Below are 19,839 nucleotides of genomic sequence, written 5' to 3'. Positions count from 1 at the left end.
CGCGATGCGTCCCCGCCCCGCCCCCGGACAGCGCCACCGGGGGCCGCCCCCGGGCTCACTCGCCCCCGAGCAACTCGGCGACGTGCGGCGGCAGCAGACAGGCCTGCCGGGCCAGCAGCTCGACGAAGGCCGCCGTCAGCGGATCCGGCCTGGTCCGGGTGTACGCCGCGAGCGGGCGCCGCACCGGCGGCTCGGGGCGGCGGACCAGGCCGTCGAAGCCCGTCGGGACGATATTGGCGGGCACCAGGGCCGGCCCCAGCCCGGCCGCGGCCAGCAGCGGCGCGGCCGCCGTCTGCTCGGTCCGCACCGCCGCCCGCGGCCGGAACCCGGCCTCCGCACAGGCCTCGTCGAGCAGGTCGGCGAGGCCGTTGCCGGGCGCGTAGTGCACCCAGTCGCGCCCCGACAGGTCGGCCAGCCGGACCGTCCGGCCCTCCGTCACCTCGTCCGGTTCGGCGGGCAGCGCCAGCACGAACTCCTCGACGCCCAGCTCCCGGATCGGCCCCTCCCAGTCCGGCGGCGGCGTCCCGACCGCGACGTCCGCCTGCCCGGCCGCCATCGCCGCGCGCAGCTCGTCGTTGTGGGCGTACTCGCGCAGCCGGATCCGCACCCGCGGGTGGAGCCGGCGCCAGGCCCGCAGCACCGGCGGCAGGATGCCGAGGCTGATCGAGTAGACGGTGGCGAGCTCGAGTTCGCCGCCGTCCAGGCCGGCCGTGAGCCACGCCGCGGTGCGCAGGCGCTCGGCGTCGGCGAGCGCGGCGCGGGCGTGCGGCAGCACCGCCCGGCCCATCGGCGTCAGCCGGACGGCGCGCGGCAGCCGCTCCAGCAGCGTGCCGCCGACGGCCCGCTCCAGCGCCCGCACCTGGTGCGAGAGGGCGGGCTGGGTGACGTGCAGCAACTCGGCGGCCCGGGTGAACGAGCCGGTGTCGACGACGGTCACCAGGTATTCGAGCTGTCGGAGCGTGGCCATGCACAGAGTTTATGGCTGTGGGAGAAGACAAGCCTTGGACGCATCACCGCAGCTCGACGGAGGGTGGACGACGAAGACACCCCACCTCCTCAGGAGCCACGTCATGACCGCTGAGACGCCCGTACCCACGCCCGCCTCCGCCGCCCTCGAAGGCCGCCGCGTCGTCGTGGTCGGCGCCGGCTCGAACACCGGCCGCGCGCTCGCCCACGCCGCCTCCGCCGCCGGCGCCGAACTGGTCCTGGCCGGCCCCGACCCGCGCAAGCTGGAATGGACCGCCGGCGAGCTGGCCGGCCCGGCCCGGGTCGTCCCGGTGGACCTCACCGACGAGGCCTCGATCGCCGCGCTCGCCGCCGCCACCGGCCGCTTCGACCACCTGGTCTCGACCGCGGCGATGCCCGCCAACGGCCCGCTCGCCGAACTCGAACTCGCCGACGTGCAGCGCGCGTTCGCCGCCAAGGTGGTCGGACCGCTGCTGCTCGCGAAGCACCTGGCCGGCCAGGCCGCGACCGACGGTCCCGACGGCGCCTCGTTCACCTTCTTCTCCGGCGTCGCCGCCTGGCGCCCGGCCCCCGCCCGCACGGTGATGGCCGCCACCAACGGCGCGCTCGCCTTCCTCGTCCAGGCCCTCGCCGTCGAGATCGCCCCGGTCCGGGTCAACGCCGTCTCCCCCGGCATCGTGGACAGCGGCTCCTGGGACCGGATGGGCGCCGACAAGGAACCGTTCCTGCGCGCGGTCGCCGAACGCAACCCCGCCCGCCGGGTCGGCAGCACGGACGACCTGGTCCGCGCCGTCCTCTTCTCGATGGCCAGCCCGTTCGTCACGGGGACGGTCCTGCACGTGGACGGCGGCGGCCGCCTGGTCTGAGGGGTCCCGGAGCCTTTCTCGCGGACCTTGCCGGGCGCCCGGCGACACGCCCCTCCGGCAAGGTCCCGGCAAGATCCGGGAAGGTCCGGGAAGGTCCCGGGAAGAGAGGGCCCGGCGCCCCGATGGGTCAGACGGTGTCCTGGACCGGCAGCGCCGCCACCATCGGATGGTCCTTCTCGATCAGGCCGAGCTTCGCGCTGCCGCCGGGGGAGCCGAGGTCGGTGAAGAACTCGGCGTTCGCCGTGTTGAACGCACACCACGGCTCCGGGGTGTCGTCCTCGAAGTAGATCGCCTCGACCGGGCAGACCGGCTCGCAGGCGCCGCAGTCGATGCACTCGTCGGGTTGGACGTAGAGCATCCGCTCCCCCTCGTAGATGCAGTCGACGGGGCACTCGTCCAGGCATGCCTTGTCCTTGACGTCCACACAGGGCAGGGCGATCACAAACGTCATCGAGCTGCCGTCCTCTCCGGGTCGGTGCTGCTTGCCGCTCTGGCACGACCGACCGTAGGGCCTCAAGTAAACTTGAGGTCAACAGGAGGCGGTGCATGACGACCCATCGGCCCGGCGGCGCCAAGGCCACCCCCGACGACTGGCTCGCCATCGGCGAGGTCAGCGCGCGAACCGGTACAGCGGTGTCCGCCCTGCGGTTCTACGAGGAACTCGGCCTGATCGCGTCCGAACGCGACGAGCGCAACCAGCGCCGCTACCCCCGGCACATGCTGCGCCGGGTAGCCCTGATCTCGGTGGCGAAACGGATCGGCATCCCCCTGCAGGACCTTCGGGAGGCGTTCGCCGACGTACCGCTCGACCGGCCACCCAGCCACCACGAGTGGCAGCGCGCCTCCCGCGACTGGAAGCGCCGTCTGGAGGAGCGCCGGCAGACCATCGAACGACTGGAGGCCGAACTCACCGGATGCATCGGCTGCGGCTGCCTCTCGATGAAGGCCTGCGCCCTGCTGAACCCCAGTGACGCACTCGCCGAGGACGGCGCCGGCCCCCGACGCCTGTAGGGGGCCGGGGTCCGGGCCCTCGGTCAGCGTGTGGCTCCCGACTCCCGAGGGCCGGGCGCCGCCCCCGCGACACCCGGCAGGAGCCGAAGGATCGGGCCCCGGGCGGCGCGCTGCGGACCGGTACCGGACGGGGTACCGACGCGCCGGGCGAGGTCCGGCACGGTCCGGGCCGGCGGGTGGCGGCCGGGCCGGGCCGCCCAGGCCCGGCCTAGACTGGTCGTGCGGGCGAGGACCCCCGCGCGGGAGGTGCCATGCGCCACCGGTACAGCTTCCACCTCGACCGGGCCGGCCGGTCCGTCACGGTGAACGTCCGCTCGGGCTGGATCACCGAGACCGAGTTGCTGGTGGACGGCAAGGAGTGCGCCTTCCACCGGGTGCACGGGCACGGCGTCTACCCGCTCACCCTGACCGCCCGGCTTCCCGAGGAGCCGGCGCCGCCGCTCTCCGTCCGGCTGGAGCGGACCGGTTCGGCGGAGCACCCGCTCGCCTGCACGGTGGACCTGGGCGGCACGGTCCACCCGGCGCCCGAGCGCGTCGGCCGCTGAGCCGCGGAGCGACGTCGGCGGCTACCCCGCGCTACCGGGTCCGGCACTGGGCGACGATCTCCTCCACCCCCGCACGGGCACGGTCGGCGTCCTGCGCCACCAGGCCGATCCTGGTCCGGCGGTGGAGCACGTCGGAGGTGTCCAGAGCGCCCTCGTGCGTCACCGCGTAGACGATCTCGGCCCGGGTCACGTCGATGCCCTCGGCGATCGGCTCGGCACCGCCCGCCGCCAGGACCTCACGGGCGGCTCCGCCGTGCCGGGCGACCAGCGAGGCGGGCACCCCGCCGGCCGGCGCCGGCCGGCTGTCCCGGTGCCCCGGCGCGCCGACCAGCGGCAACCGGGCCGTCCAGCAGGCGCGGGCCGGCAGGCCGCGCAGGCGGACGGCGGTGTCCACCGCGTCCTCGGCCATCCGCCGGTAGGTGGTGAGCTTGCCACCGACGACCGTGATCACCCCGGACGGGGACTCCAGCACCGCGTGCTGCCGGGAGATGTCGGCGGTACTGCCGCCGCCGGTGTCGATCAGCGGCCGCAGCCCGGCGTACGCGCCGCGCACGTCCGCCCTGGTCAGCGCGGTGGTCAGGGCCGCGTTGACGGTGTCGAGCAGGAAGTCGAGCTCGGCCTCGGTCGGCCGCGGTTCGTCCGGGATCGGCCCGGGCGCGTCCTCGTCGGTCAGCCCGATCGCCACCCGCCCGAGCTGCTGCGGCAGTGCGAAGACGAACCGGCTGGTGGAGCCCGGCACGGGCACGGTGAGCGCGGCGACCGGGTGGCCGAGCGCGGCCGCGTCGACCAGCAGGTGGGTGCCCCGACTGGGCCGCAGCCGGATGGACGGGTCCACCTCGCCGGCCCACACGCCGGTGGCGTTGACGACCGCGCCGGCGGTGAGGACGAGGGACTGCCCGGTGAGGCCGTCGACCAGTCGGGCCGAGGTGCCGGTGACCTCCTCCGCCCGGACCCGGGTGAGCACGGTGGCACCGTATTGCGCGGCCGTCCGGGCGAGCGCCACCACCAGCCGTGCGTCGTCGACCAGTTGGCCGTCGTGCGCGACCAACGCGCCCGCCAGGCCCTCCGCCCGCACGGCGGGCACCAGTTGGCGGGCCCGGGCGGCGTCGATGCGGCGCATCCGGGGCAGCAGCGCGCCCGGCGTACCGGCGCTCAGCCGCAGCGCGTCCCCCGCGAGGAAACCGGCCCGGACCAACGACGCCTGCCCGGGCCGCAGCAACCCCGGGAGCAACGGGACGAGTTGGGGCAGCGAACGGACCAGGTGCGGGGCGGTACGGGTCATCAGCACGCCGCGCTCGACGGCGCTCTCCCGCGCCACGCCGATCCGCCCGGAGGCGAGGTAGCGCAGACCGCCGTGGACCAGCTTGGAACTCCACCGGCTGGTGCCGAAGGCCAGGTCGCGGGCCTCCACCAGGGCGACGCGGAGCCCGCGCGCGGCCGCGTCCAGCGCGACTCCGGCGCCGGTCACCCCGCCACCGATCACCAGCAGGTCGACGGACGGGGCGGCGGCGAGCGCGTCCAGCTCCACCTCCCGCCGCCGGGCGGTGAGTCGGGAGGTTCCGGCGAAAGGCCCGGCGTTGGTCGTCATGGCGCGAGGTATCCGTTCGTCACGGCGTGCATGGTCATGGCGCGAGGTATCCGTTCGGCGCGAGCCTGCCCGGCGCGAGCCTGCCCGGCGCGAGCCCGCATGGCGCGAGCCCGCACGGCGCAGCGGTCACGGCGCGACCACTCACGGCGCGCGCGACCGAGCCGCGACCGCTCACGGCGCGAGGTATCCGTTCAGCGCCCTGGCCAGTTCGCGCCGCCAGGCCGCCTCGGGCAGGAGGTGCGCGACCATGCGGTGCGACTGGACGGTGGACTGGGCGATCAGCAGCACCATGGCGGCCAGCTCGACCGGCTCGCCGGCCCGGATCGAGCCGTGCGCCTGGCCCTGCTCGATGCCCGCGCGCAGCGCCTCCAGCAGACCGCGCTGGCTGGCGCCGAGCCGCTCGACGACGTACTCGAAGAGCGTGTCGGAGTCGGCCGAGGCCAGCAGGGCGCCGAGCACCGGGTGGTCACGCAGCCGGACGGCGACCTCGACGACGCCTTCGACGAAGGCGGCGCGGTCCTCGCCCGTGAGCCGGACGGTGCCCTGGGTCGCGAGGATCTCGCGGGTGAGCAGCGCCCCGATCACCGCCCGGACATCCGGCCAGCGCCGGTAGACGGTCGGCCGGCTGACCCCGGCGCGCCGGGCGATCTCGGCCAACTGCGTTCGGCGCACGCCGAGATGGACGATCAGCTCGGCGGCGGCGTCGAGGATGACGTCATCGGTGCTGCGGGGCTCGGGGGTCACCTCGGGGGCGACCGGGCCAGCGTTACTACTTGACATGATGTGTGAAACTGTAACGCATGGCACCTGAGACGCAAGCGGGACCGGCCCACGCCGCGCTGCCGCTCCCCCCGATGAAGTGGGACGCCTGGGGCGACCCGGCGCTCGCCAAGGAGCTGTCGGCCGACATCAAGGCCCTGCTGGCCGCCGCCCTCGGCGTCACCGGCGACGCGGCCCCCGGGCCCGCCGCCGAGGAGGTCGCGCTGCGGCCCTCGCAGCTGGCCGAGGCGGACCTGAAGGCCCTGGCCGCCGTGGTCGGCGAGGCGTACGTCAGCGCCGCCGCCGCGGACCGCCTGCCGCGCGCGGGCGGCAAGTCCACCCCCGACCTGCTGCGCCGCCGCAGCCGCGAGCCGCAGGACGCGCCGGACGCCGTCCTGCTGCCCGGCAGCGAGGACGAGATCGCCGCCCTGCTCACGCTCTGCGCCGACCGCCGCATCGCCGTGGTGCCGTTCGGCGGCGGCACCAGCGTGGTCGGCGGACTGGACCCGGAGCGCGGGGGCTTCACCGCCGTCGTCTCGCTCGACCTGCGCCGCTTCGACCGGCTGCTCGACCTCGACGCGACCTCCGGCGAGGCCGTCCTGGGGGCGGGCCTCACCGGGCCGGCGGCGGAGGCGCTGCTGGCCGAGCACGGCTTCGAACTCGGCCACTACCCGCAGAGCTTCCGGTTCGCCACCATCGGCGGCTTCGCGGCCACCCGCTCCTCCGGCCAGGACTCCGCCGGGTACGGGCGCTTCGACGAGATGGTGCGCGGCCTGCGCGTCATCACCCCGGTGGGCGTGCTGGACCTCGGCCGCGCCCCCGCCTCCGCCGCCGGCCCCGACCTGCGCGAGCTCTTCCTCGGCTCGGAGGGCGCGCTGGGCGTGATCACCGCCGTCCGCGTCCGGATCCATCCGCTGCCCGCGGTGAAGGCCTACGAGGCGTGGTCCTTCCCCGACTTCGCCACCGGCGCGGCCGCCCTGCGCGCGGTGGAGCAGCAGGGCACCGGGCCGACGGTGATCCGGCTCTCCGACGAGGCCGAGACCATGGTCAACCTCGCGATGACGGAGAAGATCGGCGGCGAGCCCGCCGTCACCGGCTGCCTGGCGGTCACCGTCTTCGAGGGCTCCGCCGAGCAGGTCGCCGCCCGTCACCAGCTGACCCGGGCCGTCCTGGCGGCGGCCGGCGGCACCTCCCTCGGCGAGGCACCGGCCCGCGCCTGGGAGCACGGCCGGTTCAACGCGCCCTACCTGCGCGACTCCCTGCTCGCCGCGGGGGCGCTCTGCGAGACCCTGGAGACCGCGACGGACTGGCGCCGGCTCGCCGACCTGCGCGCCGCGGTCACCGCCGCGCTGACGACCACCCTGCCCGGCGCCCTCGTGCTCTGCCACATCTCGCACGTCTACCCGACCGGCGCCTCGCTCTACTTCACCGTCGTCGCCGCCCTCGGCGAGGAGCCGCTCGCCCGGTGGACCGTCGCCAAGCGCGCCGCCGGGGACGCCATCCTGGCCACCGGCGGCACCATCACCCACCACCACGCCGTCGGCGCCGACCACCGGCCCTGGATGGCCGAGGAGATCGGCGAGTTGGGCGTCCGCATCCTGCGCGCGGTCAAGGCCGAGCTGGACCCGGCGGGCATCCTCAACCCCGGCAAGCTGATCCCTTGAGCGGCGGACCGGACGGGCTGTCGGACACCGCGTGGGCGCATGCCCCCGCCGGGCGGAGCGAGGTGGGCGCATGACCGGTCGGAGAACCGTCAGCCGGGTCGTTCTCCTCGCCAACCCGGCCGCGGCCGCCGGCCACGCCGAGCCGGCGGCCCGCCGCGCCACCGCCCGACTGCGTGACCTGGGTGTCGAGGTCGACGCCCGGACGGGCGCGTCCGCCGAGGAGTCGCTCGCCCTGGCCCGCGCGGCCGTCGCCGCCGGCAGCTGCGACGCGTTGGTGGTGGTCGGCGGGGACGGCATGATCAACCTCGGCCTCCAGGCGACCGCGGGGACGGGTGTCCCGCTCGGTGTCGTCCCGGCCGGCACCGGCAACGACCACGCCCGCGCGTACGGACTGCCGCGCGGCGCACCGGAGGCGGCGGCCGAGGTGGTCGCCGCCGGCCACACCCGCACGGTGGACCTAGGCCGGGTGACGGCGGCCGACGGGTCGCAGCGCTGGTTCGGCTCCGTCCTCGCCAGCGGCTTCGACTCCCTGGTCAGCGACCGCACCAACCGCCTGCGCTGGCCGCACGGCCGGATGCGCTACAACCTGGCGATCGTGGTCGAGTTCGCCAATCTGCGCCCGCTGCCCTTCCGGATCACCCTCGCCGACGGCACCGTCATCGCCCGCGACCTCACCCTCGCCGCCGTCGGCAACACCACCAGCTACGGCGGCGGCATGCTCATCTGCCCCACCGCCGACCCCGCCGACGGCCTGCTCGACGTCACCCTCGTCGACGCCATGCCCCGCCACCGCATCGCCCGGTTCTTCCCCACCCTCTTCAAGGGCACCCACGTCGAACGCCGGGAGGTCACCACCCACCGCACGCCCTCGCTGCGGATCGACTCCCCCGGCATCACCGCCTACGCCGACGGCGAATTCATGGCCGCCCTGCCGATCGACGTCGAAGCCGTCCCGGCCGCCCTGCGGCTGCTCACCCCGGCCCCGACCCCGGCCTGACCGCCGACGGCCTGCCTCACTGCGGCGAGCCGTCTTCGGAGACGACACCGGAGACGTCACCGGAAGCGGCTCCGGGGCCGACCGCCGGCCCGGGCACCCGCACGCAGGCCATGCCGGCGGCGGTCGCGGCCTCGATCCCCAGCGCGGAGTCCTCGAAGACCAGGCACTCCCCCGGCGGCACGCCGAGGCGGTCGGCGGCGAGCAGGAAGGCGTCGGGGGCGGGCTTCGCCCTCGGGTAGTCGCCGGCACAGACCAGCGTGTCGAACCGGTCCAGCAGGCCGAGCACCGTCAGCGACGCCGTGACGGACTCCCGGGTGCTGCCGGAGACGACGGCACTCGGGATCCGCCGCTCCCGGGCGTCCTCGATGTGCGCGACGATGCCCGGGACGGCGGTGAGCTGCGGCAGCAGCGCCTGGTAGAGCGCCTCGGCCCGACGGGCGACGGCCTCCACCGGCATCGCCAGCCCCTGCTCCACGTTGAGCTGGGCGATGATGTCCGCGACCGTCCGGCCGCCCCAGGCGTAGAAGAGCTCCTCGGAGAACACGCAGGCCCACTCGTCGAGCGTCTGCTTCCACGCCCGGTAGTGCAGCGGCATCGAGTCGGCGACGGTGCCGTCGCAGTCGAACAGGTAGGCGCGGAACTCGCCCGGGGGCAACTGAATGATCATCCGCTCAGGCTATCTCCCGCCTTTCCCGGGCACGGGCCGCACCGGTTTCAGTAGACTCCTGGCCTCAACTCCTTTCGTTCTCAGGTGAATCTCGGGGGACAGCCGTGGACCTGCACCTTTCGGTGACCGGCGGGCAGCCCGCCCCGGACGCGGAATCGCTCACCGACTGGCTGCGGGGCGAACCCGAACTCGCCGGCACCGTGCACCTCACCGGCGCGGCACCCCGGCCCGGCGAACTCGGCACGGCCCTGGACGTCCTGACGGTGGCGGTCGGCGCCGGCGGCGGACTCTCGGTGCTGGCCGCCTCGCTGCGCACCTGGTTCGCCCACCCCCGGCGCAGCGACGTCCGGCTCAAGATCCGTCGCCCGGACGGCGAGTCGGTGGAACTCGACGCCAAGCGGGTGAGCGCCGCCGAGCTGGAGGCCGTCCTGCGCCAGGTGCTGGACCGCGGCCCGGTACCGGACAGCGCCGCGCCCGAACAGGAGTGACGTGCGCCTTCCGGACCCCCAGCGCTCCCGGATCGTCCTGATCGGCGCCGGCACCTACAGCGATCCGCACCTTCTCGACCTCCCCGCCGTCCCCTCGACGATCACCGACCTCGCGGCGATCCTCACCGACCCCTCGCACGGACTCGTCCCTGCGGACCACTGCACCGTCCTGCTCGACGACGGCGACCTGCGAACGGTCGGCCAACGGCTGCGCACCGCCGTGCAGGAGGCGGAGGACCTCCTGCTGGTCTACTACACCGGGCACGGCCTGGTCGCCGGACGCCGCCACGACCTCTATCTCGCCCTGCCCGACAGCGATTTCGTGGCGCCCGAGTTCAGCGCCCTGGAGTACGACAAGCTGCGCGGCGCCGTCCTCGACAGTCCCGCCACCGCCAAACTCATCGTCCTGGACTGCTGCTTCTCCGGCCGCGTCGTCACCGATTCGATGGCACCCGACGACGACAAGCTCAGCCAACTCGAAATCGCCGGCACCTACGTCCTCACCTCCGCCCACCGCGACCAGGTCGCCCTCTCGCTGCCCGGCGAGGACCACACCGCCTTCTCGGGACGGCTGATCCGCCTGCTCCGGGAAGGCATCGTCGGCGGCGCCGAACTCCTCACCGTCGACGACCTCTACCAGCGGCTCACCACCACCATGGCCGCCGAGGGCCTGCCGACCCCCCTCAACCGGGGCACCCGGACGGCCAGTCTGATCGCCCTCGGCGTCAACCGGGCCTTCGCCGCCACCGCCGGCCCCGAGCTGCGCGAACAGCGCGTCGCGGCGGTCGAACGGGGCAAGGACGGCCACTGGAAGGAGGCGGCGGAGACGCTGCAGGGCATCGTCGAGGAGTCGACCCGGATCCTCGGCCCCGAGGACGCCGACACCCTGCTCGGCCGCCAGTCCCAGGCACACAGCCTCGGCGCCGCCGGGGACCCGGCCGAGGCCGCGCGCGCCCTGCGGCACCTCCTCGCCGACCAGGCCCGCCTGCTCGGCCCCGACCACCAGGACACCCTGCGCACCCGGCAGTTCCTCGCCGTCAACCTCGGCGAGGCCGGCCACCGCGAGGAGGCCGTCGCCCTGCTGCGCGTGCTGCTCGCCGACCGCAGCCGCCTGCTGGGCGCCGAGAACGCGCACACCCTGAGAACCCGGCACATGCTCGCCCGCAACCTCGCGCTCAGCGGGAACGGCGGCGAGGCGGTGGCGCTGCTGCGGCAACTGGTGGCGGAGCGGGAGCGGCTCCTGGGGAGCGAGCACCCGCACACCCAACGGGCACGGACGGACCTGACGGCGGTGCAGGGAGGAGAAGGCATTGTTTGAGAGATTCACCGACAGCGCGCGGCGGGTTGTCGTCCTGGCTCAGGAAGAGGCCCGGATACTCAACCACGACTACATCGGCTCCGAGCACCTCCTGCTCGGCCTGATCCACGAAGGTGAAGGCAACGCCGCCAGGGCCCTGCAGGGTCTCGGGATCTCCCTGGCCGTAGCCCGCCAGCAGGTCGAGGAGATCATCGGCCAAGGCATCAAGCCCCCGGCCGGACACATTCCCTTCACCCCCAGGGCGAGGAAGATCCTGGAGCTGGCGCTCCGGGAAGCCCTGCAACTCGGCAACAGCCGCGTCAACACCGAACACCTCCTGCTCGGGCTGGTCCGCGAAGGCGAGGGCGTCGCCGCCCAGATGCTCGTGAAACTCGGTACAGACCTCGACCAGGTGCGCCAACAGGTCATGAGCGTCCTGCCCGGCCGGACTTCCGCTCCCGCTCCGAAACCGACGGCGCACCACAACCCAAGGCGTAACCCACACACCCGGGCCCTCAGCCAGGAGGTGACCACGGCTGACACCGACCGCGTCGTCGGCCGAACCCGGGAGATCGAGCGCCTCACCCAGATCCTCGCCCGGAGGCAGCGAAACGTCCCCCTCCTCATCGGCGAGCCGGGCGTGGGCAAGACCAGCATCGTCGCCGGGCTCGCCCACGCGATCGCCGCCGGCACCGTCCCGGCCGCCTTCGCCGACCGGACCGTCCGCTCGCTCGACCTCGGCGCGGTCTTCACCAACTCCCAGCTCCGCAGCCGCTTCGCCGAACTCATGAGCGCGCTCATCACCGAGCTCCGGCAGAGCGACGACCTCGTCCTCTTCCTCGACAACGCCCTCACCCTGCTGCGCACCCAGGACGGCGGTGCCGAGGCAATCGCCTTCCTGCGCCCCGTCCTCGAAGAACCCGGCGTCCATGTCATCGCCGCCTGCACCACCGCCGAATTCCACCGGTGGACACCGGACTCCGGCCTCTACCGCTTGCTCCAGCCGGTAGAGGTCGGCGAACCCCCGATGGAGGAGGTCCTGGAGATCCTGCGCGCCGCCCGGCCCCGGCTGGAGGAGCACCACGGCGTGGCGATCGTCGACGCGGCGCTGTGGACCGCCGCCACCCTGGCGCAGGAGCACCTCCCCGGCCAGGCGCTGCCCGGCTCCGCGATCGACCTGCTCGACGAGGCGGGTGCCCAGGCAGGTGCCCGTGGTGCGGGCGTGGCGATCGACGCCCTCGGCAAGGAGTACGAACAGCACATCACGGAGCAACGGACGCACCGCGATGCCGCGATCTCCGCCCAGGATCTCGACCGGGCGGCCCATCACGGGCGCGAGCTGGCGCGGTTGGCCACCGTCTTCGCCGACCACCGGAGAGCGTTGATCGAGAACGCGGCCCCGAGCCGCCGGGTGGACGAGACCGACGTGGTGAACGCCCTGGCGCTCCACTCCGACCCCTCGCCCACCCGGCCGCCCCGTCCCGGGCCCGGCGCGACCGTGTCGCGCCCACCCGTCCCCCACGACCCCACGGTCTGGGCGATGAGCTGAGCACCGGGCCCCGCACGGCTCACCAGCCGCGTGAGCGCTCCGCCGCCGCCCGCAGGCGCCGCACCTCGGCGATCAGGCGCGGGACGTCCTGGCGGGCGGCCGCGATGAAGTCGATGTCCGCGTCCAGCCTCGGGTCCTGGCCGGGCAGTTGGGCGCCCTCGACGAACCGGCTGACGTAGATCTCGTCGTCCTGGTCGGCCTCGGGCCGGACCTGGATGAAGCTGTCGCCGCCGATGCCGTGCCGCCCCTCCAGCCAGGCGGCCCACGGTCCCGGTGCCGCGGCGGCGGCCCGCCGTTCCATCGCACTGAGGTCTTCCTCGGTCAACGGTCCGTCAGCAGTCATGGGGCGATCCTCCCGGGCCCCCGCCGGGATGTCCACGGACCCGGGCCGGGACCGACGTCATCCGGCCGGTCGGCTTTCCCTTCTACTCGCCCGGCCCGTCCGCCAGATCCAGCAAGGTCCACTCCAGCCCCGCGTCCCAGCCGTCCTGGAGTCGGGCCCAGCCCGTCATCGCGGCGATCACCGGCTCCGGGCCGTCGAGTCGTACCTGATAGTGGTACTCGGCAGAACCGGCCCGGTGCTCCAGCGTGTACTCGCCGCCGGCCTCGTGCCAGACCTGGATGTAGAAGTCCGGAACGTCCGGGAGACGCTCTATGACGACAAAACGGTCCCGCCGCCCGCCGATCCCGCGGATCAGCGAAGCCAGCGCCTCGGCGGTCACCCTCGGATGCCGCTCGTCGTTCTCCGTGCGTACCGCGATCGCCAACATTCCTCCACTCTGACACGGACCACTGACACCCCGGCCGCCCGACGGTGACATCGGGCGGCCGGGGCCTGCGGGCCTTCAGACCGGGCGCACCGACACGAGGTGCGCCCGGCCGTTCATCGCGAAGGAGAGGATCAGCCCGCCCTCCCGCCGGATCATCCGGGCCGCGCGACCGACGGCCTCGGGCCCGGAGAGCACGTGGCCGAAGGCGTCGTACTGGACGGCGCCGAGGGGCAGCACGCGGAGCGAGTCCCAGACGGCGGTGAGCGCGTCGGGCAGTCGGCCGAAGGTGGCCGGGACGGTGATTCCCTCGATCTCGACGACCACCGCGCCGGAAGTGTCCGAGCGGTGCTCCCGTTGCGGCAGATCCGGCGGCAGATCACCTTCGGCAGGGGAGATCAGACACCAGACCACCTTGCCGATGGCGTCCGGGCGGGGAGCGCACCCCCACTCCTCGGAGAACTGGTCGACCAGCCAGAGTCCACGCCCGGACTCGTCGCCGTCCTCGGGAGTGCGGAGCGCCGGCCTCTCGGCACTCGCGTCGTGCACCTCGATACGGAGACTGTCGCCCGCCAGGAGGAAGCGCGTCTGGATCAGCCGGTCGCTGGGGACACGGGCGTGGTCCACCGCGTTGGCGACCAGCTCGGTGAGCAGCAACTCACCGACATCACCGAACCGTTCACCGCCCGCGAGACCGGCGAGAAACGCACGGAGGTCGAGCCGGGCTATGGTCACGGACTTCCGCCGGCGCGGCAGCCAGCACGAGTGCTCATGGGTGGGGAGGTCGGACGGATTCGTCAACGTCTCGGGCACGGCGAAAGCCCCTTCCACGCATGGCCCACTTCCGGAGATCCGTGGCACCGCGAACCCCCACAGGGACATGGGGATGCCTGGGCGGCCGAGCCTCACCGATCACCAATGTGAACCGAACGACTACTGGTTGTAGCGTGACGTAATGACTTCTATGGTGCAAGTCCCTACTTCAGATTCCACCCAAGATTGTTGCGAGGATCGACGGGCAGGCAGACTGACACCCGCACAGCAGCAGGGGAGGAGCAACGATGCCCGTCAACCGGAATCCGACCGTTCGCCAACGACGCCTGGCCAGAACGCTGAAGGAGCTTCGGACATCTCGACACCTCACGATCGCGCAGTCTGCCGAGCACCTTGCGTGCGCAGAGAGCAAGATCAGCCGGATCGAGGGAGCACAGTCGGGCGTCCGCCTGGTCGACCTGCGCCTTCTGTTGGACCTGTACGAGGTGCGAGATCCGGAGACACGTGGCCGTCTTGAGGTCCTCGCTCGCGAGGGGCGGCTTCGGGGATGGTGGGACCGCTACTCGGACACGCTTTCCCCGAGCTATGCCGACTACATCGCGCTGGAGGCTGATGCCTCGGACATGTACAGCATCCAGACGCTACTCGTCCCCGGCCTGCTTCAGATCGAGGACTACACCCGGGCTGTGGTCCGCGCGCAGATCGAGGACGCTACTCCCGACCAGGTCGAGACACTCACCAAGGTCCGTCAGGAGCGGCGAGAACTCCTGTTCCGACAGTCACCACTCCGCACCTGGGCAGTACTCTCCGAATCAGCGCTCAGGCACCACATCGGCGGAGCGTCCGTGATGCGCGCCCAACTGGAGTACCTGGCCTCGGCCGCAGAGCTCCCGAACATCAACATCCAGATCCTCCCCGAGTCCTCCGAGACGCACGCCACCCTGTTCGGACCGGTCACCATACTCAGCTTCCCCGATCCGGCCGAGACCGATGTGGCTTACGTCGACAGCCTGCTCAGCACGATCTATGTCGAAGAGCCGGCCGAGGTCTTCCAGTACGCCCAGCTCTTCCGGCGCACTTTGGCCGAGTCGCTGCCTCGCACGGACTCCATCCAGCTCATCACCCGACTGGCAAAGGAAATGATCTAAAGCATGACGAGCCCCTGGGACCGGTCCGAGCTGATATGGCGCAAGTCCTCGTACTCCGGCGCGCAGAGCGAATGCGTCGAGGTGTCCGACGGGCTCGCGGACGCGATACCCGTCCGCGACTCCAAGGACCCGGCGGGGCCGGTGCTTCTCTTCGACCGTGTGGCCTGGGCCGCGTTCATCCGGGCGGTGAAGTCGGGCGCCATCCCCACCGGTTGAGCCCGCCGCGCCCACAGGGCGTCAGGACCGCCGACGGGCCGAGCCGGGACCCGGGCCCCAGGTGCCCAGGGCGCCCGCCCGAAGCGCGGGAAGCCGTCCGGAAAGGAAGCGCCATGGCCATCGTCGGTCAGTCCAACTGGCACTACTGCAAGCAATGTTACGGCCTCTGGTTCAACGGGAACCCGACCAACGGGGTCTGCCCCGCCGGCGGTTCGCACAGCGGCGCGGGCAGCTACGACTACCTGCCGCCGGCGAACACCCTCAGCGGCCTCGCGCCGGCGAGCGCCGGCGAGGACGCGGCGAGGACGCGGCGACGGAGGAACGCGGCGCGGGCACCTGACCCCGCCCCCGAGCACAGGTGAACCCCGGGCCACCGGCCCGGGGTTCACTGACGCCGAGAGCGGGCTCAGCTCTTCGGCGAGACCGGAGCCGAGACCGGAGCCGAAGACGGTGCCGCCGACGGCAGGGCGCCGCCCAGCAGCGGCCACTCCCGGTGGAAGGGCGGCAGCGGGAGCCTGCCCTCCACGATCGGGGTGCCGAAGATCTTCAGGTGCGCGGTGAGCGCGCCGTTCAGCTCGACGCCGCCGAGCAGCGCCCAACTGCCCTGCACCTGGGGCGTTCCGCCGGGTACGTCGACGGTGAGCGAACCGTCCGCCCGGGCCTGCAGGTAGGGGGCGACGGTGGCCTCGACGCCGACCGTGTCGTAGAGGCCGACGCTGACCTCGGCGGCGAGGGCGGCGCGGACGGCCGCCTTGCCGGCGAGCCGGACGTGCACCGGGGAGACCTTGGTGTCGGCGGCGTCGGTGGACGACGTCCAGCCGCGGCCACCGGTGTAGTCGGCGTGGACGGCCCAGTCGCCGGTGATCTCCTGCTCGGCCTCGACGTGGACCGTTCCATCCGCGCCGATCTCCAGGTAACAGGTCAGGCCGAGGTTGACCACGACCGGCAGGCCGGCCACCGTGATGACCGGGCTGGCCTGGAGCTTGGCGAACGGCAGGCGGATCGGCGTGGCGCCGGTGCTGCGGGCGAGGTCGCCGGTGACCTTCCAGCGGGCGTGCGCGCCCAGGTCGAAGCCGATCGACGCGGTGCGCGGACTGCCGCCGCCGGCGCCGTGGTAGGCGAAGCGCAGGGCCGGGTGGAGCTGGAGCGAGGCGGAGGCCGCGGCGCTCAGTCCCTCGGGCAGCGGGATCGGCGCGTTGACGTCGACCTCCAGCGTGCCGGAGGCGTCGGCCTTCGTGGTGCCGTTCTCCCGGGAGACGGTCGCCTTGACGTCCTTGACCAGCGGCGTGACCTTGATCGCGCTCGGGTCCACGGGGACCTGGCCGTCCGCCTCGCTGGTGCCGAGCAGCTCGGACAGGGTCGCCGGGCGGGTCGCCACGGTGACGCTGCCGCCGCCCGCCGACTTCACGGCCGTCACCGCGACCAGCGCGCCCTGCGGCGCGGCGGCGGTGGGCGGGCTCGCGAGCAACTGGCCGGCCTTGACGGCCTCGGCCGGGGCGGTGGTGGGCGCCGGGGACGTCGCGGATGCCGTGGCCGAGGGCGCGGCGGCCGGACCGGCCGGCACCGCCGACAGCACGGCCGTACCGGCGGCCGGATCGTAGGCGCTGACCTGGAGGTTCTTCGCCTCCGGGGCGACGGCGGCGCCGTCCTTGCCGGGCGTGCCGATGGCGGCCTGCTGGACGCCCGGCTGGGCGGCGGCGACCGGCAGTGTGGCGGCCACCGGGCGCTCGGCGGTGGCCGTGGCGGCGCCGCCGCTGGCTGCGGGAGACCGCGGCGGGGCGGTGGCGGGGCCGGCGGCCCGGGCCTGCGGCGGACCGGACGGCCGCACCGCCGCCGGGCCCGCCATGGGGGACCCGGTCGCCGGAGCGGCGGCGCCGACGGCTTCGAGGGGGACGGCCTGGGAGGCCTGCTGGGTGCCCGAGGTCGGGCCGCACGCAGCGACACCGAGCAGCACCAGTGAAACGAGGGCAGGGCGGACCGCCGTGCCGAGGGGACTCTTCAACGAAGCTCTTTCGAAGCGGCGGACGCGCACGCGGGCGCCCGGGACCAGTGGCTTCAGCGGCGGCCAGAACGGCCGCTCCCGTGACATGTTACTGACGGGAAATAAGCTTGTCGAAGACATGCAAACGGTGAACGAATGGTGAGGATCCATCAACTTCACTCAGAATCAGCCGCGTTGGATGGACACAGCACCACCGCTCCGGACCTTCGGCGGGTGTCCGGACCGCAGCAATCCATCGACCGGCGGGTGTCCACCCCCGCCGGTCGGCCGGGCCATACCCTGCCGGGAATTGTCGCCCTCACCCCTCCCCCGCAGGATGGCTGCCGACCGGGCACGCCGTCGACACACCGCGAGGAGCACACCATGACCACCGCCACCGCACAGGAGATCGCCGACCGCTACATCGCCCTGTGGACCGAGTCCGACCCGGCCCGGCGCCGTACGGCGATCGAGCGGGTCTGGGCACCGGGTGCCGTCCACCTCCTCCAGCCGCCCGCCGAGATCCGCGACCGGGCGGCCGCGCTCGGCTTCGACGACACCGTGCTGGAGGCGGCGGGGTACGCGCGATCGACGCCCGTGTCACCCGCAGCCACCGGGAGTTCGTCGCCCCCGGCGAGTTCACCTTCCGGGCCCGGGACACCGCCGTCCGGCTCCGCGACTGCGTCAGGTTCAGCTGGGAGATGGTGCCGGTGGACGGCGGCGAGCCGGTCGGGAGCGGGCTGGAGGTGGACGTGCGGAAGGCGGCGGCCGAGGCCGGCCGGGCCCCGGAGGCGATCACGCCCGCGCTCTTCGGGTCCGTCCGCGTCGACGACAGCGTGGCCGACGGCCGCCGGGCCCTCGACGCCTACGCGCACGCCAACTACGGCCTGCCGCTGGAGGAGTTGGAGCGGATCCAGGCGGTCGTCACCGGGACACCGGAGGACGTCGTCGCCGGTCTCTCCCGGTACCGGGACGCGGGCGCGCGCCATGTCGTCGTCCAGCCCGGCGCGCTCGACCTCCCCTCCCAGCGCGACCAGCTCCGACGGCTCGCCGCCCTGCTCCCCGACCTGACCTGACCTGGCCTGACCGGCCCGGGGCACAGGCCGGCGAGGCACAGGCCGGCGGGCCGCAGGCCGGCGAGACGCGGAGCAGCGCGCCCGCGGTCAGATGCCCCGCTTCGCCGTGATCACCCCGTCGTCGATGGCGGTCAGCAGGGCGGCGTGGTCGGCCGCGGTCTGTTCGGTGTAGCGGACGGCGAAGTCGGCGATCGCCTCCGCGAAGGAGTCGGACGCGCCCAGGTAGCCCGCGATGGCGAGCCGGTCGCCGGAGCGGGCGTGGGCGCGGGCCAGGGCGCGGCCGCAGAGGTCCGCGTAGGCGCGCAGGCCGGAGGTCGTCATGTCGGCGACCTCGACCGAGCCCTTCATGTCGCGCAGCTGGCGGCCGTAGTAGTGACGGCCGGCCGGGCCGGTGGTCCAGCCGAGGAAGATGTCGCTGGTGGCCTGCATCAGGTGCTGGCCGACGACGACCCGGCGGCCACCGTGGGAGGCGGTCACCTCGGCGTCGGCCCGGGCACCGGAGGGCAGGTGCTCCTCCAGGACGGAGCTGGTGGCCTCCTTGATCTGCAGGAACAGCGGGTCACGGGCGTCCCGCCCCTCCAGCAGGAGGATGAAGCAGCGGGTGCCGACGCTGCCGACGCCGACCACCTTGCGCGCCGCGTCGACGAACTGGAAGCGGTCGAGGAGGACCCGGCGGTCCTCGCTGAGGGTGGCCCGGTAGTCACTGAAGATCTGTCCGACGCTGCGGAGTTCGTTCTTCGCCAGCGGCTGGATCAGCGGCGGATCGTTGATGATGTGCCGCGTGCCGTCCCGCTCCTCGGTGAGCTTGCCGAACGCCTGCATGCTGGTGCGGCGCCGGGCGTGTGCCATGCCGGCCTCGACCCGCTTGCGGCGCTTGGCCTTGCCGATCAGCGGGAGCAGGTCCTCGGTGTCGATCCGGGCGTACCAGACGTCGAGTTCGCTCATCGCCGCCAGCTGCCGCATCGCGGCGGCGTAGCCCTGCGTCGCGGTGAGCGCGGCCCGGCGGGCCTGGTCCTCGTCGTTGCCGTTGTCGCGAGCCGCCACGGCGACGCTGGCGGCGAGCCGTTTGACGTCCCACTCGAACGGGCCGGGGTAGGTCTCGTCGAAGTCGTTGAGGCCGAAGAGCAGGGCGCGCTCGGGCGAGGCGTACATGCCGAAGTTCACCAGGTGCGCGTCACCGCAGAGTTGGACGGTGATGCCGGAGTCGGGCACGGCCGCGAGGTCGGCGGCCATCACGGCGGCCGCGCCGCGCAGGAAGGCGAAGGCGGAGTCGGCCATCCGGCCGTAGCGGATCGGCAGCAGCTCGACGACCCGGTCGGCCGCCTGCCGCTCCAGGACGGCGATCGGGTCGGGCCGGTCCGCGGCGGGGATCCAGCGGCCCTGGGCGGAGCGCGAGACCCGCTCGCGGGCGGCCCGGCCGCGCCGGCGGCGTTCGGCGGGACTGGTCATGCGCTCGCTCCTCGGTCGGACGACGGGGCTG

At 73.7% G+C, this 19,839-nt stretch carries 22 protein-coding genes; 12 read left to right on the top strand and 10 right to left on the bottom strand.

What is annotated here, in order from left to right:
• Nucleotides 1-55 precede the first annotated feature (55 nt).
• Nucleotides 56-967, bottom strand: a complete 912-nt coding sequence (locus ACIQTO_RS20955; RefSeq protein WP_402389962.1) for a LysR substrate-binding domain-containing protein — start codon at nt 965-967, stop codon at nt 56-58.
• A 103-nt stretch (nt 968-1,070) separates the two neighbouring features.
• Between ACIQTO_RS20955 and ACIQTO_RS20950 the strand changes: the two genes are divergently transcribed.
• Nucleotides 1,071-1,832 (top strand): SDR family oxidoreductase, encoded by a 762-nt coding sequence (locus tag ACIQTO_RS20950; protein WP_402389960.1) that lies wholly within the window; start codon nt 1,071-1,073, stop codon nt 1,830-1,832.
• 127 nt (nt 1,833-1,959) lie between these two features.
• Here the strand turns inward: ACIQTO_RS20950 and fdxA are convergent, their stop codons facing one another.
• Nucleotides 1,960-2,283: a ferredoxin gene (gene fdxA, locus ACIQTO_RS20945; RefSeq protein ID WP_402389957.1), complete on the bottom strand. Its 324-nt coding sequence runs from the start codon at nt 2,281-2,283 to the stop codon at nt 1,960-1,962.
• 95 nt (nt 2,284-2,378) lie between these two features.
• Between fdxA and soxR the strand changes: the two genes are divergently transcribed.
• Entirely contained in the window at nt 2,379-2,843 is a 465-nt protein-coding gene (soxR, locus tag ACIQTO_RS20940) for a redox-sensitive transcriptional activator SoxR (RefSeq protein ID WP_402389954.1), read from the top strand.
• Between the two features lie 251 nt (nt 2,844-3,094).
• Nucleotides 3,095-3,388: a hypothetical protein gene (locus tag ACIQTO_RS20935; protein WP_402389951.1), complete on the top strand. Its 294-nt coding sequence runs from the start codon at nt 3,095-3,097 to the stop codon at nt 3,386-3,388.
• A 31-nt stretch (nt 3,389-3,419) separates the two neighbouring features.
• On the opposite strand, the gene ACIQTO_RS20930 is transcribed toward ACIQTO_RS20935, so the two are convergent.
• On the bottom strand, nt 3,420-4,976 hold the full coding sequence (locus ACIQTO_RS20930; RefSeq protein ID WP_402389949.1) for a glycerol-3-phosphate dehydrogenase/oxidase: 1,557 nt from the start codon (nt 4,974-4,976) through the stop codon (nt 3,420-3,422).
• Between the two features lie 171 nt (nt 4,977-5,147).
• Nucleotides 5,148-5,756: a TetR/AcrR family transcriptional regulator gene (locus tag ACIQTO_RS20925; protein ID WP_402389946.1), complete on the bottom strand. Its 609-nt coding sequence runs from the start codon at nt 5,754-5,756 to the stop codon at nt 5,148-5,150.
• A gap of 20 nt (nt 5,757-5,776) precedes the next feature.
• Between ACIQTO_RS20925 and ACIQTO_RS20920 the strand changes: the two genes are divergently transcribed.
• Together ACIQTO_RS20920 and ACIQTO_RS20915 are read left to right on the top strand one after the other, a co-directional pair.
• Nucleotides 5,777-7,399, top strand: a complete 1,623-nt coding sequence (locus ACIQTO_RS20920) for an FAD-binding oxidoreductase (RefSeq protein WP_402389945.1) — start codon at nt 5,777-5,779, stop codon at nt 7,397-7,399.
• Between the two features lie 70 nt (nt 7,400-7,469).
• Nucleotides 7,470-8,396, top strand: coding sequence for a diacylglycerol kinase (locus ACIQTO_RS20915; RefSeq protein ID WP_402389942.1), 927 nt, complete (start codon nt 7,470-7,472; stop codon nt 8,394-8,396).
• Between the two features lie 16 nt (nt 8,397-8,412).
• On the opposite strand, the gene ACIQTO_RS20910 is transcribed toward ACIQTO_RS20915, so the two are convergent.
• Nucleotides 8,413-9,063 (bottom strand): HAD family hydrolase, encoded by a 651-nt coding sequence (locus ACIQTO_RS20910; protein ID WP_402389939.1) that lies wholly within the window; start codon nt 9,061-9,063, stop codon nt 8,413-8,415.
• A 104-nt stretch (nt 9,064-9,167) separates the two neighbouring features.
• Between ACIQTO_RS20910 and ACIQTO_RS20905 the strand changes: the two genes are divergently transcribed.
• The 3 genes from ACIQTO_RS20905 to ACIQTO_RS20895 are packed head-to-tail and all read left to right on the top strand — an operon-like array spanning nt 9,168 to nt 12,397.
• Nucleotides 9,168-9,551, top strand: coding sequence for a hypothetical protein (locus ACIQTO_RS20905; RefSeq protein ID WP_402389936.1), 384 nt, complete (start codon nt 9,168-9,170; stop codon nt 9,549-9,551).
• Nucleotide 9,552: 1 nt separating this feature from the next.
• Entirely contained in the window at nt 9,553-10,869 is a 1,317-nt protein-coding gene (locus ACIQTO_RS20900; RefSeq protein WP_402389933.1) for a tetratricopeptide repeat protein, read from the top strand.
• A complete protein-coding gene (locus ACIQTO_RS20895) occupies nt 10,862-12,397 on the top strand; it encodes a Clp protease N-terminal domain-containing protein (RefSeq protein ID WP_402389931.1) in 1,536 nt (511 codons plus the stop codon). The genes ACIQTO_RS20900 and ACIQTO_RS20895 overlap by 8 nt, the downstream gene beginning before the upstream one ends.
• A gap of 19 nt (nt 12,398-12,416) precedes the next feature.
• Here ACIQTO_RS20895 and ACIQTO_RS20890 read toward each other — a convergent pair whose 3' ends face one another.
• The 3 genes from ACIQTO_RS20890 to ACIQTO_RS20880 form a co-directional block, all read right to left on the bottom strand.
• A complete protein-coding gene (locus tag ACIQTO_RS20890) occupies nt 12,417-12,740 on the bottom strand; it encodes a hypothetical protein (RefSeq protein ID WP_402389928.1) in 324 nt (107 codons plus the stop codon).
• A gap of 82 nt (nt 12,741-12,822) precedes the next feature.
• Nucleotides 12,823-13,167, bottom strand: coding sequence for a hypothetical protein (locus ACIQTO_RS20885; RefSeq protein WP_402389926.1), 345 nt, complete (start codon nt 13,165-13,167; stop codon nt 12,823-12,825).
• 75 nt (nt 13,168-13,242) lie between these two features.
• Nucleotides 13,243-13,977: an ATP-binding protein gene (locus tag ACIQTO_RS20880; protein ID WP_402389923.1), complete on the bottom strand. Its 735-nt coding sequence runs from the start codon at nt 13,975-13,977 to the stop codon at nt 13,243-13,245.
• Nucleotides 13,978-14,225: 248 nt separating this feature from the next.
• On the opposite strand from ACIQTO_RS20880, the gene ACIQTO_RS20875 reads away from it, so the two are divergent.
• From ACIQTO_RS20875 to ACIQTO_RS20865, 3 genes are all read left to right on the top strand, one after another.
• Complete coding sequence (locus ACIQTO_RS20875; RefSeq protein WP_402389921.1) at nt 14,226-15,086, top strand: helix-turn-helix domain-containing protein; 861 nt, start codon at nt 14,226-14,228, stop codon at nt 15,084-15,086.
• Nucleotides 15,087-15,089: 3 nt separating this feature from the next.
• Nucleotides 15,090-15,302 carry a DUF397 domain-containing protein gene (locus tag ACIQTO_RS20870; RefSeq protein WP_402389919.1) on the top strand — a complete coding sequence of 71 codons (213 nt, stop codon included), beginning with the start codon at nt 15,090-15,092 and terminating at the stop codon, nt 15,300-15,302.
• A 113-nt stretch (nt 15,303-15,415) separates the two neighbouring features.
• Nucleotides 15,416-15,664, top strand: a complete 249-nt coding sequence (locus tag ACIQTO_RS20865; protein ID WP_402389916.1) for a hypothetical protein — start codon at nt 15,416-15,418, stop codon at nt 15,662-15,664.
• 44 nt (nt 15,665-15,708) lie between these two features.
• Here the strand turns inward: ACIQTO_RS20865 and ACIQTO_RS20860 are convergent, their stop codons facing one another.
• The gene (locus ACIQTO_RS20860; RefSeq protein WP_402389913.1) at nt 15,709-17,304 is read right to left on the bottom strand and encodes a hypothetical protein; all 1,596 of its coding nucleotides are present in this window, start codon (nt 17,302-17,304) and stop codon (nt 15,709-15,711) included.
• A gap of 680 nt (nt 17,305-17,984) precedes the next feature.
• On the opposite strand from ACIQTO_RS20860, the gene ACIQTO_RS20855 reads away from it, so the two are divergent.
• Nucleotides 17,985-18,359, top strand: coding sequence for a hypothetical protein (locus ACIQTO_RS20855; protein WP_402389911.1), 375 nt, complete (start codon nt 17,985-17,987; stop codon nt 18,357-18,359).
• Between the two features lie 87 nt (nt 18,360-18,446).
• Here the strand turns inward: ACIQTO_RS20855 and ACIQTO_RS20850 are convergent, their stop codons facing one another.
• Nucleotides 18,447-19,808 carry a DUF2252 domain-containing protein gene (locus tag ACIQTO_RS20850; RefSeq protein WP_402389909.1) on the bottom strand — a complete coding sequence of 454 codons (1,362 nt, stop codon included), beginning with the start codon at nt 19,806-19,808 and terminating at the stop codon, nt 18,447-18,449.
• Nucleotides 19,809-19,839 lie beyond the last annotated feature (31 nt).

The organism is Kitasatospora sp. NPDC091207, assembly GCF_044768625.1.
Lineage (GTDB): Bacteria > Actinomycetota > Actinomycetes > Streptomycetales > Streptomycetaceae > Kitasatospora.
The sequence above is the reverse complement of the archived record's forward strand: the minus strand, read 5'-3'. Positions and strand labels throughout refer to the sequence as shown.

Coding starts and splice junctions, on each gene's coding strand:
- ACIQTO_RS20955 (WP_402389962.1), bottom strand. CDS start 967: ATGGCCACGCTCCGACAGCTCGAATACCTGGTGACCGTCGTCGACACC.
- ACIQTO_RS20950 (WP_402389960.1), top strand. CDS start 1,071: ATGACCGCTGAGACGCCCGTACCCACGCCCGCCTCCGCCGCCCTCGAA.
- fdxA (WP_402389957.1), bottom strand. CDS start 2,283: ATGACGTTTGTGATCGCCCTGCCCTGTGTGGACGTCAAGGACAAGGCA.
- soxR (WP_402389954.1), top strand. CDS start 2,379: ATGACGACCCATCGGCCCGGCGGCGCCAAGGCCACCCCCGACGACTGG.
- ACIQTO_RS20935 (WP_402389951.1), top strand. CDS start 3,095: ATGCGCCACCGGTACAGCTTCCACCTCGACCGGGCCGGCCGGTCCGTC.
- ACIQTO_RS20930 (WP_402389949.1), bottom strand. CDS start 4,976: ATGACGACCAACGCCGGGCCTTTCGCCGGAACCTCCCGACTCACCGCC.
- ACIQTO_RS20925 (WP_402389946.1), bottom strand. CDS start 5,756: ATGTCAAGTAGTAACGCTGGCCCGGTCGCCCCCGAGGTGACCCCCGAG.
- ACIQTO_RS20920 (WP_402389945.1), top strand. CDS start 5,777: ATGGCACCTGAGACGCAAGCGGGACCGGCCCACGCCGCGCTGCCGCTC.
- ACIQTO_RS20915 (WP_402389942.1), top strand. CDS start 7,470: ATGACCGGTCGGAGAACCGTCAGCCGGGTCGTTCTCCTCGCCAACCCG.
- ACIQTO_RS20910 (WP_402389939.1), bottom strand. CDS start 9,063: ATGATCATTCAGTTGCCCCCGGGCGAGTTCCGCGCCTACCTGTTCGAC.
- ACIQTO_RS20890 (WP_402389928.1), bottom strand. CDS start 12,740: ATGACTGCTGACGGACCGTTGACCGAGGAAGACCTCAGTGCGATGGAA.
- ACIQTO_RS20885 (WP_402389926.1), bottom strand. CDS start 13,167: ATGTTGGCGATCGCGGTACGCACGGAGAACGACGAGCGGCATCCGAGG.
- ACIQTO_RS20875 (WP_402389921.1), top strand. CDS start 14,226: ATGCCCGTCAACCGGAATCCGACCGTTCGCCAACGACGCCTGGCCAGA.
- ACIQTO_RS20870 (WP_402389919.1), top strand. CDS start 15,090: ATGACGAGCCCCTGGGACCGGTCCGAGCTGATATGGCGCAAGTCCTCG.
- ACIQTO_RS20865 (WP_402389916.1), top strand. CDS start 15,416: ATGGCCATCGTCGGTCAGTCCAACTGGCACTACTGCAAGCAATGTTAC.
- ACIQTO_RS20855 (WP_402389911.1), top strand. CDS start 17,985: ATGGTGCCGGTGGACGGCGGCGAGCCGGTCGGGAGCGGGCTGGAGGTG.
- ACIQTO_RS20850 (WP_402389909.1), bottom strand. CDS start 19,808: ATGACCAGTCCCGCCGAACGCCGCCGGCGCGGCCGGGCCGCCCGCGAG.